Source organism: Treponema parvum (assembly GCF_017893945.1).
GTDB lineage: Bacteria > Spirochaetota > Spirochaetia > Treponematales > Treponemataceae > Treponema_D > Treponema_D parvum_A.
The window spans coordinates 42,006-55,071 of the sequence record NZ_CP054257.1 but is presented as its reverse complement, the minus strand read 5'-3'; the positions used below and the strand labels follow the sequence as shown (position 1 = coordinate 55,071).

The 13,066-nt window shown below is 43.1% G+C and carries 13 protein-coding genes; 7 read left to right on the top strand and 6 right to left on the bottom strand.

Features of this window, described 5'->3' with window-relative positions:
- Positions 1-122: 122 nt before the first annotated feature.
- Genes HRI96_RS00265 through HRI96_RS00250 form a run of 4 tightly spaced genes read right to left on the bottom strand, consistent with a single transcriptional unit; the run spans position 123 to position 3,282 of the window.
- A complete protein-coding gene (locus HRI96_RS00265; protein ID WP_210117563.1) occupies positions 123-818 on the bottom strand; it encodes an amino acid ABC transporter permease in 696 nt (231 codons plus the stop codon).
- Positions 809-1,546: an amino acid ABC transporter permease gene (locus tag HRI96_RS00260; protein WP_210117562.1), complete on the bottom strand. Its 738-nt coding sequence runs from the start codon at positions 1,544-1,546 to the stop codon at positions 809-811. The genes HRI96_RS00265 and HRI96_RS00260 overlap by 10 nt, the downstream gene beginning before the upstream one ends.
- Positions 1,547-1,558: 12 nt before the next feature.
- Positions 1,559-2,404 carry a transporter substrate-binding domain-containing protein gene (locus tag HRI96_RS00255; protein ID WP_210117561.1) on the bottom strand — a complete coding sequence of 282 codons (846 nt, stop codon included), beginning with the start codon at positions 2,402-2,404 and terminating at the stop codon, positions 1,559-1,561.
- Positions 2,401-3,282 carry an NAD(P)/FAD-dependent oxidoreductase gene (locus HRI96_RS00250; protein ID WP_256729249.1) on the bottom strand — a complete coding sequence of 294 codons (882 nt, stop codon included), beginning with the start codon at positions 3,280-3,282 and terminating at the stop codon, positions 2,401-2,403. The genes HRI96_RS00255 and HRI96_RS00250 overlap by 4 nt, the downstream gene beginning before the upstream one ends.
- A 278-nt stretch (positions 3,283-3,560) precedes the next feature.
- Between HRI96_RS00250 and asnA the strand changes: the two genes are divergently transcribed.
- The gene (gene asnA / locus HRI96_RS00245; protein WP_210117560.1) at positions 3,561-4,598 is read left to right on the top strand and encodes an aspartate--ammonia ligase; all 1,038 of its coding nucleotides are present in this window, start codon (positions 3,561-3,563) and stop codon (positions 4,596-4,598) included.
- 22 nt (positions 4,599-4,620) lie between these two features.
- Positions 4,621-4,914 carry a YhbY family RNA-binding protein gene (locus HRI96_RS00240; protein ID WP_210117559.1) on the top strand — a complete coding sequence of 98 codons (294 nt, stop codon included), beginning with the start codon at positions 4,621-4,623 and terminating at the stop codon, positions 4,912-4,914.
- 260 nt (positions 4,915-5,174) lie between these two features.
- Here HRI96_RS00240 and HRI96_RS00235 read toward each other — a convergent pair whose 3' ends face one another.
- Both HRI96_RS00235 and HRI96_RS00230 read right to left on the bottom strand, forming a co-directional pair.
- Positions 5,175-5,684 (bottom strand): RraA family protein, encoded by a 510-nt coding sequence (locus HRI96_RS00235; RefSeq protein ID WP_210117558.1) that lies wholly within the window; start codon positions 5,682-5,684, stop codon positions 5,175-5,177.
- A gap of 161 nt (positions 5,685-5,845) precedes the next feature.
- Positions 5,846-7,366: an FGGY-family carbohydrate kinase gene (locus HRI96_RS00230; protein WP_210117557.1), complete on the bottom strand. Its 1,521-nt coding sequence runs from the start codon at positions 7,364-7,366 to the stop codon at positions 5,846-5,848.
- 436 nt (positions 7,367-7,802) lie between these two features.
- Here HRI96_RS00230 and HRI96_RS00225 point away from each other — a divergent pair, with 436 nt between their 5' ends.
- The 5 genes from HRI96_RS00225 to HRI96_RS00205 all read left to right on the top strand — a co-directional run bounded on the left by HRI96_RS00225 (position 7,803) and on the right by HRI96_RS00205 (position 13,061).
- Positions 7,803-9,014 carry a cupin domain-containing protein gene (locus HRI96_RS00225; RefSeq protein WP_210117556.1) on the top strand — a complete coding sequence of 404 codons (1,212 nt, stop codon included), beginning with the start codon at positions 7,803-7,805 and terminating at the stop codon, positions 9,012-9,014.
- 26 nt (positions 9,015-9,040) lie between these two features.
- Positions 9,041-10,555: a sugar ABC transporter ATP-binding protein gene (locus tag HRI96_RS00220; RefSeq protein ID WP_256729248.1), complete on the top strand. Its 1,515-nt coding sequence runs from the start codon at positions 9,041-9,043 to the stop codon at positions 10,553-10,555.
- Positions 10,555-11,517 carry an ABC transporter permease gene (locus HRI96_RS00215; protein WP_210117555.1) on the top strand — a complete coding sequence of 321 codons (963 nt, stop codon included), beginning with the start codon at positions 10,555-10,557 and terminating at the stop codon, positions 11,515-11,517. Before HRI96_RS00220 ends, HRI96_RS00215 begins: the two co-directional genes overlap by 1 nt.
- Positions 11,518-11,570: 53 nt before the next feature.
- The gene (locus HRI96_RS00210) at positions 11,571-12,527 is read left to right on the top strand and encodes a substrate-binding domain-containing protein (protein ID WP_210117554.1); all 957 of its coding nucleotides are present in this window, start codon (positions 11,571-11,573) and stop codon (positions 12,525-12,527) included.
- A 99-nt stretch (positions 12,528-12,626) separates the two neighbouring features.
- The gene (locus tag HRI96_RS00205) at positions 12,627-13,061 is read left to right on the top strand and encodes an RbsD/FucU family protein (RefSeq protein ID WP_346267180.1); all 435 of its coding nucleotides are present in this window, start codon (positions 12,627-12,629) and stop codon (positions 13,059-13,061) included.
- The last annotated feature ends 5 nt before the right edge of the window (positions 13,062-13,066 follow it).

Sequence of the window (13,066 nt, the reverse complement as noted above, 5' to 3'; positions counted from 1 at the left end):
GTTTTGGGGCAGTAAAAACACGTAATGACGCCGCGCCTATTTAGCGGCAGCGATGATCAAACTTTGCATAATACCGAGAAGCCGCGGCGGCAAACCGTTCCCTGCCATATTCCCGTCCCCGGTCAGTTTCTTACAAAAACCTTTTTTTCCAACACATAAAAAGCGAACTGAAAAAGCGAGCAGATCACTAAATAAACGGCAAATATGTCAAGATACGCTTCTATATAGTTATAGCCGAAGGACGCTTCTATTTTGGCTATAGCCGTAATATCTTTTACGGTCATCAAAAAAGCAAGCGACGTCTCTTTAAACAGATTTACGGTTAAGTTTCCCACGTTTGCTACGGCGTTTACCGCCGCCTGGGGAACTATTACCAGACGGAACGCCTTAAGCGGCTTCATTCCCAGCGCAAGGCAGGCGTCCATTTGCCCGCGATCAACAGTCAAAATCGCAGACCTTATAATCTCCGAAAAAGCCGCCGCCGAATGCAGCGTAAAAACGACAATCGCATAAAAAAACGGATCAATGTCAAACACGCTCACAGGCAGGCCTAAGGCCGATATAGTTCGGTTTATCAGGCTGGGCAGCAAACTGTATATGATAAGGATCTGTATCACCATCGGCGTTCCGCGTATAAACGATACGTAAATTTTTACCAGATTTGAAAGTATCTTTATTTTATAAATTCTTGCCAGCGCCATAAAAAAAGCGGGAACGGCGGCAAGCGTTAAAGAAAAAAATGTTATTGCCGAAGCCGTCGGAATTCCGTGAAGAACGGCAAAAAAAGTGTTTTTTAAAAAAGGAAAATTCAGTTCCACGAATCCTCCCTTTCGGACGCCGCTTCCAAAGAATTTCTTCCTTTAGAAAAATATTTTTCCGCAATGTTCAGCAATTTTTCAATTATAAGCGTTACAGTCCAATATATGACAGCCAGCGCGATATACGCTTCAAGCCCGTGCGCTCCGTAGGCGCGGTTTATCACTATCTGCGTTTGCCCCATTATGTCTATAAATCCTATGGTAAAAGCGAGTGCGCCTTGTTTTAAAATACCGGTTACGGTATTACAAAAATTCGGAATGGCGGCGGGAATAGCTTGAGGAATCACTATGAGAAAAGCGGTTTGTATCTTGGACATACCGCAGCAAAAAGCCGCTTCCCTTTGTCCGTCGTCTACCGACAAAACCGCCGATCTTATAAGTTCGCACATGGATGCCGCGGACAATAACGAAAGAACCGTAACTACGGAAAAAAATCTTTCCGTATTGCCGGCGTGAAGCGTGATACCTGTAAAGGCTTTATAAAGCGCAGGCAGCCCGTAAAAAACAATAAACAATAAGACGATCGAAGGTGTGCATCTTATAACGTGTATGTATAAAACGGACAAAAAACGCGCAGGTTTTGAAGAAGAAAGCCTTCCCAAAGCCAAAAAAGATCCGAACAATGCCCCGAAAAAAGTTGAAAGTAAGGTTACCTGCAAGGTGATCCTCATAAACGGCAAAAGGACCACCATGTATTTCCAAATATAACTTACGTCAAAGGGCCGCATAAATTGAAGATACTATTTTTTTACGTATTTTGATACGTCTTCTCCAAAAAAACTTTTTGAAAGCAAAGCATATGTACCGTCGGCAAAAATTTGAGCTATTGTTTTGTCATAGTCGTCGGCAAGCTGCTTTTCATTTTTGGAAAACAGCGGCCACGTGGGAACAGCTTCGTATACTACATAAGAAAGCTTGTCCGCATATTTATGATAAGATCCGTTTTCGGCTTCTATATTGCGCTTATAAGCGACCTGAAGGTCAAAAAAACCGTCGTATCTTCCCTCCAAAACCCATGAATAAGACTCGGGAATGTCAAAGACGTCCGCCGGAATAAGTTTAATAGGTTTATCGGGGTGCTTATCGTTAAAGTCGGTAATGATCGCATATTGCGCCGATTGCGGAGATATGGGAACAAGTTTTCCGCTGAAGGCTGCAAAACTTTCCAAGTCGTGTATGACGTTTGCGTTTTCTTTTCTGAACGTCAAACCGATCACGCTCGCTCCGAGATAATTTTTGGGGAACAAGTATTTTTGACGTCGTTGTTCCGTAGACCAAATTCCTTTTATGCCCACATTGTACTTTCCCGTTTCCACGCCTATGAGAAGGTCTTCGCTTGACGTGGGAACAAATTCCACCTCATACTGGCTCAGGCGCTTGTCTATTTCTTTCCAAAGCGCAACTTCAAATCCGTCGGATTCGTTTTTTTCATTTACAAAGGCGTAGGGAATATAAGACTGCGAATGCGCTACGTATATTTTTCTTACGCTTGTGTTTTGAATTTCACCGGCGGTTTTACTACTCTTCGAACATGAAATTGACAAAACCGATAAACAAATTGCTGCGATTATTTTTAACTTTTTCATACTTTATCCTTTGCATTTAAATAAGATACGGCCGCCAGGGCCGCTACATTTCCTTCACCTGCGGACTTTGCATATTGATACGGAATTCCCGTAATGTCTCCGGCGGCAAAACAGCCCGGTATGTTCGTTCTGCAATTTCTGTCAACGGCTATATGCGTACCGTCCAATTTAAGGCCTTGCAACAGCGCCGAAGGAGAAATGCTCTCCCTCAGTATAAAAATACAGTCCGTTTCCAGTTCCTGTTTTTTTAAAATAAGTTTTTGCACTTTTAATTGTCCTTTTATTTCTTCGGGAACGTCTTTAATTATATCAATTACGGAATTTAAGGCAAGAGAAACGTCTTCTTTATACATAGGTATAAAGTAAACCTTTTTGCATATCGAAGCCAAAAACTCAGCTTCCGCTTCCTCCGATTTTGCATAAGCGATAACGGCCGTCGTCTTTCCCTTGTAAAGCATTCCGTCGCAAGTTGCGCAATAGCTCACTCCCCGTCCCAAAAAATTTTCTTCGCCGGGGAGCGCTTTGCCGAAATCCACACCGGTAGCAATTATTATCGTCCTTGCTTCAAACTGTTCCTGTCCGGACAAAAGAGTAAAGTGATCCGTCATATCGTAAATATTCGTTATGCGCGCGTCCGTTATTTCGATTTTCAGAAATTCCAAATGCTTTCTAAATTCTTCGGCAACTTGGGCGCCGGTTTTTCCGTATAATCCCGGATAATTATTTATCGCATGAGCCTTTGAAATTTTCGGACTAAGCTCAGGGCTTCCGAAAATTTTAAACCTCTTTCCACGTGCGGCTAAAGTCAACGCCGCAGAAACTCCTGCCGGACCCGTTCCTATAACAGCCGCATCGAGCATATTCTCTTTTTGTTCCATAAAATTCACCTTATATATTGAAATTTACTCAACATCTTTTTCTCAGACAAGTAAATTCGGCGCGAAAAGGCGGCGAAAAGCGAGGCAGAGGGCTGCCGCTGTGCGGAAACCCTCGAGTTTCGCCTTACTATGTATGCCGAAAGCTTCACTCTTCGCGCTCACTTAAGGCGCCGCGTCCATCCTGAAAAAGACGCCGCAATTGCCCTGAAGAAAAGCAAAACCGCTATGGACGAATAAACATTCTGTCGTTAAAATAAGAAAATATTTACGAGGTAACGATGTCAAACTTTACATTGCCCAAAAACTATAAATCCCTGCTTTCCGTTGCGGAAACCGAACACGCCATCATAATGATAAAAAACTTTTTTCAGACTGCGCTCTCTACCGAATTGAATTTAAAACGCGTTACGGCTCCTCTTTTTGTAAAATCGGGAAAAGGTCTTAACGACGACCTTAACGGTATCGAGCGGCCTGTTTCTTTTCCCGTTAAAGATATGAACGACGAAAAACTTGAAATCGTTCAATCGCTTGCAAAATGGAAGCGCCTCAAAGTGACGGAAATGAAATTATCTCCGGGATTCGGAATTTACACGGACATGAACGCCATTCGCCCCGACGAAGATCTCGACGCCATACATTCCTTATACGTCGATCAGTGGGACTGGTGTATGGCGATGAATAAGGCCGACAGGAATTTATCGTTTTTACACGGAATAGTGGCAAAGATATACCGGTGTTTGAAGCGAACCGAATTTTACATTTACGATCATTATCCTAAAATCAAACCCGTGCTGCCGGAAGAAATCAAAATTCTATATGCGGACGACTTGCAAAGAGAATTTCCTTCGCTCACTCCGAAACAGCGGGAATTAAACGCCGCAAAAAAATACGGCGCCGTTTTTATAACGGGAATCGGAGGAAAGCTGCCCGACGGAACCGTACATGACGGCAGAGCGCCCGATTACGACGATTGGATAACCGAAGACGAAAACGGGCACACCGGCTTAAACGGAGACATCATAGTGTGGAATCCTGTCTTAGGCTCGGCGTTCGAACTGTCTTCCATGGGAATTCGAGTTTCCCCAGAAAGCCTTCTTCTTCAACTGCAAGAGCGCGGCTGCTTGGAAAAGACAAAACTCGATTTTCACAAAAAGCTCCTGAAAGGAAACCTTACCCAAACCATCGGCGGCGGAATAGGGCAGTCGCGCCTTTGCATGTATTTTTTGCGAAAAGCGCACATAGGAGAAACGCAGGTAAGCACTTGGCCTGACGCTATGCGAAAAGAATGCAAAAAAGCCGGTATTCATCTATTGTAGGATATAGGATTATAGGATTTTTATGAGCGAACTGAACAGCAGCCAAAGAAAAATTTTAAGCCGTATGGCTCAAACCGTAAAGCCTGTCGTACAAATAGGACAAAACGGGCTGACCGACGCCGTAATCAAAAAGATCGATCAGTCTCTCGCCTGCCACGAGCTTATAAAAATTAAATTCATAAGTTTTAAAGAAGAAAAAGAAATTCTGTCTCAAAAACTTTGTGAAGCGCTCTCCGCATCCCTTGTCAGAATTATAGGCAATACGGCTATAGTCTACCGCCCCGCCGAAGATACGCCCTCCGAGCGGGAAGGTTGATCTTTCCGGCCGGGGACTGCAAGGGAAAGCTTACATATTGCCATTGGTTTACAAGATTTTACATGATATCTGATATCCGGCATTATAAAAGCTATATTTCGGCCTTGACAAAATTCGCCACAAGCCGATGTACCTAGAGATACATCGGCTTATATTTCGCATAAAAGCAAAACCGCCTATTTGTCGGCAGTGGCAATGATTGCCATGAAGCCGGCACGCAAAGAATCGCAAAGCAAAGCAGCTATTAAAGCAAAAATCTATTACAGATCACCGAATTTTTTGTATACTTCTTCTATCGGCAAACCGTCCGCTATCATTTTCCGTTCCTGATTTTCAAAGCTTAATATTTCTTCTGCTTTTAACAGAACGGAGTCGACATATGGTTCAGGGATAATTTGCAAACCATCATCATCTCCGAAAATAAAATCACCGGGATTCACAATAACGTAATGAGTGAGATGACCGGGAAGATATATCGGTTCGTTGACGGCAACTACACGCCATCCGCCGTATGCATTCGGCGTTGTACCTCTTGTATAGTATGGGAAATTCTCCATTTTTAAAATATACTGGCAATCACGAGTAAAACCGTTATTTACTACGCCGACACAACCGTGTGCACGAGCCATGGTGCAGCTCATTTCGCCGAAAATGGCAGCTTGCGTGTCACCTCCGTTATCAAATACAAGAACGGAACCGGGTTTTACAGCTGCATGCATTTTTTTTTGGGGGGGGTCCTTCTTTTTCCCATAGTGCTTGACGGGCATCATATTGTTCCTTAGTTAAATTAATTTCCGGCGCAAGTGAATGCCATTTTACAGGAATGGCTCGACCAGCTAAAATATCATGCCCCCTCAAAGGTTTTATATCATGTGAAACAACGGTATTAACAATACCGTTAATAAATAAAGCATCGCACAGACAGCCTCCATTACGATAAGACCTCAATTTCCTTCCAGATTGGATCAAGATCGTCAAGAAGTTTCTTGTATATTTCAAAACGCCTGTCGTAGAACGCCTTCTTACTTGGATCGGGCACAATAGGCTTACGTATTTTAGACATCTTGTCAGCAACACTCTCGTAGTCAGGGTAATCTCCTGTTGCAACCCCGACACACATTGCACATCCAAGTGTTCCTGTTTCAGTGACGCTTGTTTCAACTGGAATCTGGGTGATGTCGGCGAACATTTGAACCCATGGTTTCGAATTGGCTGCCCCGCCTGCAAGTCGTATGCTTGGGGTATCTGTCTTCTTGCCTGAAAGCAGTTTTTCGAGATGATAACGATGGGAGAATATGACGCCTTCGAAGATGCTCTTCAAAAGATGCTTTCTTTCTTGGTAGTAGGACATGCCGATGAAGCATGACTTTGCATAAGGGTTGGCATTGCTTGCAAGAATAAATGGGAAGAAAATCGGATAGAATTCATCAGCTGGAATACTTGAAATCTGATTGTCTATTTCCTGATACGGATTTTTTCCTTCCCTCTTACACTGTGTATAGAATTCAGGCATAATTTTCTTTACCCACCACTCAAGATTCACAGCAGCCGTTGGGCTTGACTCTTCCTGAAGGTAGTATCTTGAATCGCAAAAAATGGAATTCATGGCAATCTTGTGCTCGCCGATAGGTTCCTCACTCAGAAATTCATTCATGCACCATGTCCCCGCAATCATGCAGATATGCTGTGTGTCGGCAACATGCACTGCTATGGCACAGGCATCGATATCAAACATTCCGCCGAATACTGGGGTTCCTTCCTTTAGACCTGTCGCTTTGGCGACTTCAGCGGTGATTCCTCCGCAGTAGTCAGTCGAGGATACCAGAGGAGGAAGGTTATCGATAAAATCCCCCAACCCGAAGTCTGCAAGAAGATCCTTGTCGTAATTTCGCGTATTGAGATTCACAAGATTAGCCCCCGAATAATCAGTCAGCTCTGCTTTTGCCGTATCTGTCAGTGTAAAGCGAACATAGTCCTTGCATTCAAATATCCATCCAAGATTTTTGAGACTCTTCGGTTCATTCTCCTTGAGCCATGTAAGCAATGCGACAGCCTGTGATGCCATAATCTTCTGATAGGTCTTCTTGTATATCCTTTCTGAAGTCCCATCTCTGTTCCACCTGTCTACTATTGCTTGCGCACGTGTGTCTCCAGACAGAATTCCCGGACGGCACGGCTTACCGTCCTTTGAGACAAGATACAAGCCCTTTCCATGTCCGCATATTGCAATTCCGGAAATATCAAAGACATTGATTTTGCTCTGATCGATTACTTGCTTCAGGAGCATTAGGTTAACGGCTTTTGTCTCATTCATATCAATCTCGACCATACCAGCCTGCGTTGAAATCACATGAGTACTTTTCTGGGCAAGCGCTATCTGCTTTCCTTCTTGAGTGAATATGCAGGCCTTGATGTTTGTTCCGCCATTATCCAATCCGATGTAGTAACGCATTTGTCTTTTCCTCCTTGCTTTTCTGGGAATTGTCCCATTTTTGTAATCTCTTTTATATATTCAGGATAATCTCCTGTTACAACCCCGGCACACATTGCATATCCATGTGTTCTGTTGGTGAAATCACGTCAAGTCCACAATAATACAAAAGGGAATTGCATTTCTATAAAAACGATTTTAATTTACCCTGTTTATAGTAGCACACAATCTTCAAAATAAAAACGTTTTTATAAAATTTTTTGAAATAACAAATAAAAAGGACTAAAAATACTCAACATTTATACAATTCCGACAGTATTGTTTAACTTTAGAAGTTTTTTAAAGTTTTACTTTACAAAAACGTTTTTGTGGTTTAGCATAATATTTGTCGAGAGCACTTTTTTATTGAATGCGTCTCGCCCGCAGTTATGTGTCAATGCAAAAGGAGTGCGCTGTTATGGCAAATAAAAAAGCGTTGGCTGAACAGGCCTTGGAAAACGGAAAGGGTGTTTTACGGTTGTCGCCAACTTGGGTTCCCAGATCTTTCTGTCGGCCTGGAAAGCGGATCAAACTCCATCCAGATGATTATTATGTACTTGGACAAAGAGGCGGTATTGATGAGAGATGGTTCTCATCCACAACATGGGCAGAGAACGGACCTGGAACACCTGAAGACGAAGGTCTCAGTTATATTGTTGTTGATGAGGATGGGAAGAAAAAAGTTCTTTTAAGGGATGCAGTGGAGTTGCTTGGTTCGGAAATAATCGGTAATTATCTTTGGGACAAGTACCGTAGATGGCCGATGTTCTCCAAGTTTTTTGATAATGCAGGACCGCTCCCACATCATATCCATCATAGAGATCAACATGCAAAAAGAGTCGGATCAAGTGGTAAGCCTGAGATGTATTTCTTCCCAGCACAGATGAACAACCATGGGGGGGAGTTCCCTTTTACCTTTTTCGGATTCAATCCTGAGGTAACCAAGGATCAGGTTCTTAAGTCTCTGAAAAATTTCACTAAGGGCGATAACAATATTCTTGCCCTTTCCAGAGCATACAAGCTTGAGTTGGATACGGGATGGGATGTCCCACCTGGAGTCATGCATGCACCAGGTTCCCTTTGTACATATGAACCTCAGTTTGCTTCTGATGTCTATTCTATGTATCAGTCTGTACTTATGAACGGACAACTTGTGAGCGAAGATCTTCTGTGGAAAAACACACCCCCAGAAGAGGTTGGAAACTATGATTATCTTCTTAATGTAATAGACTGGGATGTTAATGTCGATCCTGACTTTCACAGCAAGCACTTCATGAAGCCGAGACCTGTAAGAAAGATGGAGGACATGATTTCTGACGGTTATGTAGAAGAATGGATCTGCTACAAGAACAACTTTGTTTGTGCAAAGAGGCTGACAGTTCTACCAAGAAGCACTGTTACCATCAAGGATAATGCACCTTATGGTCTGATTTGCCTTCAAGGACATGGTACCTTCGGTGGTCAACTGATAGAATCTCCTGTTCTGATTCGTTACGGAGAGCTTACCCATGATGAATACTTTGTAACTGAAAGGGCTGCAAAGGACGGAGTTGTTATTCATAACGATTCATCTACCGATCCGATTGTTATTCTGAAGCATTTCTCAGAAAACCCGGATCTGCCTCTCTAGATAATTCAATGCGAAGGAGTTGACAAGTGGTAAATGAGAATTACTTACTTGAAGCTTGTGGAATATGTAAGTCATTTTCCGGAGTTAAGGTATTGGATGGAGCCGGACTGACCGTAATGCCTGGCGAAGTTCATGCATTGATGGGCGAGAACGGTGCAGGCAAGTCTACACTGATGAAAATCATCATGGGAATATATACCAAGGATGCTGGAAAAGTGTTAATAAATGGAAAAGAGGTTGAGTTTCGGGATCCTAAAGAGGCCTTGAATGCGGGTATATCAATGATTCATCAGGAACTGACCCCAATTCCAGAAATGACTGTGGCTGAGAATATCTTTCTGGGAAGAGAGAAGCAGAAAATCAAGGGGCTTCCGTTCGTGGATCGGAAGGCAATGAATCTCAGTACTCAGGAGTTGCTGGACAGGTATGAAGTTTCCAAATACATCAAGCCGTCGGTTAAGATGAACAATCTAAACATCGCTCAGGTGCAGGTAGTTGAGATCATCAAGGCTGTTTCCTACAACTCGAAGATAATTATCATGGATGAACCCACTTCTTCCCTTTCAGAGAACGAGTCAGAGGTTCTTTTTAAGATTATTGCTAATCTGAAGACGCAGCAAGTAGGAATTATTTACATTTCTCACAGAATGGAGGAAGTGTTTGAAATTGCCGACAGGATTTCTGTTCTGAGAGATGGAAAGTTCATAGGATGTGTTGATGCAAAGGGTGCTTCGACAAAAGAATTGATCAATATGATGGTTGGACGTGAACTTGGAAGCGGATATCCTCATAATACTGCAAAAAGAGGAAAGAAGGTTCTTGAAGTCAAGGATTTCACTCGTGATGGTGTTTTCAATGGTGTGGATTTTTCTGTCCATGCAGGTGAGATTCTGGGGTTCGCAGGACTTGTAGGTGCAGGAAGAAGTGAAGTGATGAGGGCGATTGTCGGTTATGACAAGTTAACGTCAGGACAGATATTCCTAGATGGAGAAGAAATTCATATCAATAATCCACATGAAGCTATAAAGCATCATGTCATAATGGTTCCTGAGGACAGAAAACTTCTAGGACTAGTTTCTGGAAGATGTATTCGTGAGAATATCGCTCTGCAGAATCTCTCAGAGGTTTCTTCAGGGTGCTTCATCCGAAAGTATCTTGAGAAGAAGAAATGCAATAAGTTTGCTGATGAGGTGACCGTGAAGATGAACGGCATAGAGGATGAAATCGGTAGCCTTTCTGGTGGGAATCAGCAAAAAGTCGTTCTGGCGAAGTCGCTGATGTCTAAGCCGAAAGTTCTGATAATGGATGAGCCTACCAGAGGTATCGATGTTGGTGCAAAGGCGACCATATATAACATCATGGTCGATTTGGCAAAGAGAGGGATCGCCATAATAATGATTTCCTCCGAACTTCCGGAACTAATAGGGGTTGCGGATAGGATTCTAGTCATGTCTGGCGGAAAAATCATGGGAGAACTTACCGATAGAAAGGATTTCTCGCAGCAGACGATTTTAAGCATGGCTTTTGGAGAGGCTCACTAATGAAACAGTTGACAATTGATAAGGAAAGGTTCAAGAGAATACTGCCAAGATTCGCTCTGGTAGTAGTTGTACTGGTTATCGTTGTGGCGATGAGTTTTCTTTCGCCTGTATTCATGACAAAGAAGAACATTGTCAATATATTTCGACAGATATCCATCAATGGAATAATTGCTGTAGGAATGACATTTGTAATTCTTCTTGGCGATATTGACCTTTCTGTCGGTGCTGTTGTCGGAGTTGTGAGCGTTATCTGTGGTAATTTGCTTGAAAGTGGTTTGAATTGGTTTATAGTCTGCATGATTGCTCTTGGTGTCGCAATTATATTCGGCATCTTCAACGGAACGCTGGTCGCATATTTTCAGTTTCAACCGTTCGTAGCTACTCTTGCAACGGTGACGATAGGAAGGGGTTTTGCTCTTGCTTATTCGAATGGAAGGCCATACATCATTTCTAATCTGGCGTTCAAGGCTATTGGTCAAGGATATATCGCAGGAGTACCGATACCTGTAATTCTGCTGATTGTTGTGTGTGTGATCGGATTTATCATACTGAACTATACGACATTTGGAAGACACTTCTTTGCAGTCGGTGGAAACAAGAATGCAGCTAGGCTTTCTGGTGTTAAAACGAAACATGTTGAGATGGCTGCATATATCATTTCGGCAATCTGTGCCTGTGTCGTAGGATTGATACTGTCAGCAAGAATCAGTTCAGGACAACCGAACTCAGGAGACGGATACGAACTTGATGCAATTGCAGCTGTTGCTATAGGTGGAACTAGTATGAACGGTGGTGTAGGATCACTAACTGGAACCTTCCTTGGATTCGTTCTCATCGGCCTACTGAGCAATTCTATGAATCTTTTAAACATCAATTCGTTCTATCAGCAGATTGTAAAGGGATGTCTGATTATAGTAGCTGTATTCGTTGATATGAAGAGCAAGGGAAAGAAGAACAAGTAATGAATTCAGCACCGAAAGGTGAGGAAATAGAAAACGGAAAAGGAGAATGGAAAATGAAAAAAATCATCGTTATTCTGTTGGTAGTATGCATGGCAATGTTCGCTGTGCTCGCACAGGGCGGATCAGAAACCGCCAAAGGAACGAAGCAGATTACAATCGGTTTCTCAAGCAAGGACAACTCGGATGTGTTCGTAAAGAACATTAGTGATGCAGCAAAGGTAGAGGCAAAGAGACTTGGTGTGAAGTTGCTTATGTCTGATGCAAGAGGTGATGTGAACACCCAGATCAGTGATGTCGAGAACTTCATCGCACAGAAAGTCGATGCAGTGATTGTGATTCCGCAGAGTGTTGAAGGTAGCGCACCTGTTGTCTCAATGTGCAATGAAGCTAAAATTCCGATTGTTGTTTGCAACGGTGATATCGCCGATACCAACTACACTGCATTCGTAGGGTGTACAGACCAGGAGTCCGGTGAGATTCTTGGAAAGTGGATGTGTGACAACCTTCCCGCAGGCTCAAACATCTGTATTATTGAAGGGCCTATGGGACAATCAGGACAGGTTGGACGCTATGCTGGGTTCAAGGCTGTAGGAATGCTGGACAAGTTCAATGTCCTTTCCGTGCAGACTGCAAACTGGAAGAGAGATGAGGCCATGGCTCTTGCTGAGGACTGGCTGACCACTTATGGAAGTAAGCTCAATGCCATTGTCTGTGAGAATGATGACATGGGTATGGGAGCTCTTTCTGCCTGTCTGGCTGCTGGAAGGTCCGATGTTATTGTCGGTGGTGTTGATGCAATTACCGATGCTGTTCAGGCTGTAAAAGCGGGAACTTACAAGATTTCTGTTCTCCAGGATGCTTCGGGACAGGGTGGCGGGTCAATTGATGTTGCTGTGCGGATTGTCAAGGGTGAGCAATATAAGAAGGATACCCGTATCCCATTTGTTGGAATCACAGCAGAGAATGTTGATGCTTATCTTGCTGGTGGCGTATCTGCCATCACAAAGTAACAATTATCTGATCGGTGGATAGGTTATATGTTATCCGCCGAGTCGTATCGAAGCATCGCCTGAATTGAACTTCGAGCGATGCTTTTTTAATCAAGGAGTATTGAAATACTTAGAGGAATACCGAAGATTCTTCCACCTGAATTTGTAAAATATATGATGGAAATGGGACATGCAGATTTTCTTGTCTTGGCTGATGCGAATTTCCCAGGCACATCTCATTCAAAACGTTTGATTCGTATGGATAGTGTGTCACTTGAACCGCTTTTGGAAGCAGTGCTACCTTTGTTCCCGCTTGATTCGTTTGTCGATGATTCAGTAAGGCTTATGAGGAACCTTCCGACCGAACCCGTGCCAGAGGTGTGGAAAACGTACAGAAAGCTATTAGAAAAATATGACAAGGATGGAGCATTCAAGGATTTCGCCTTTCTTGATCGCTTAGATTTCTATGATCTGGCCGAGAAAGCATATGTGGTCGTTCAGACTGGTGATGAGGTTAGATACGGGAATATTATTCTTCAGAAAGGCTGTTGCTAGGTGAT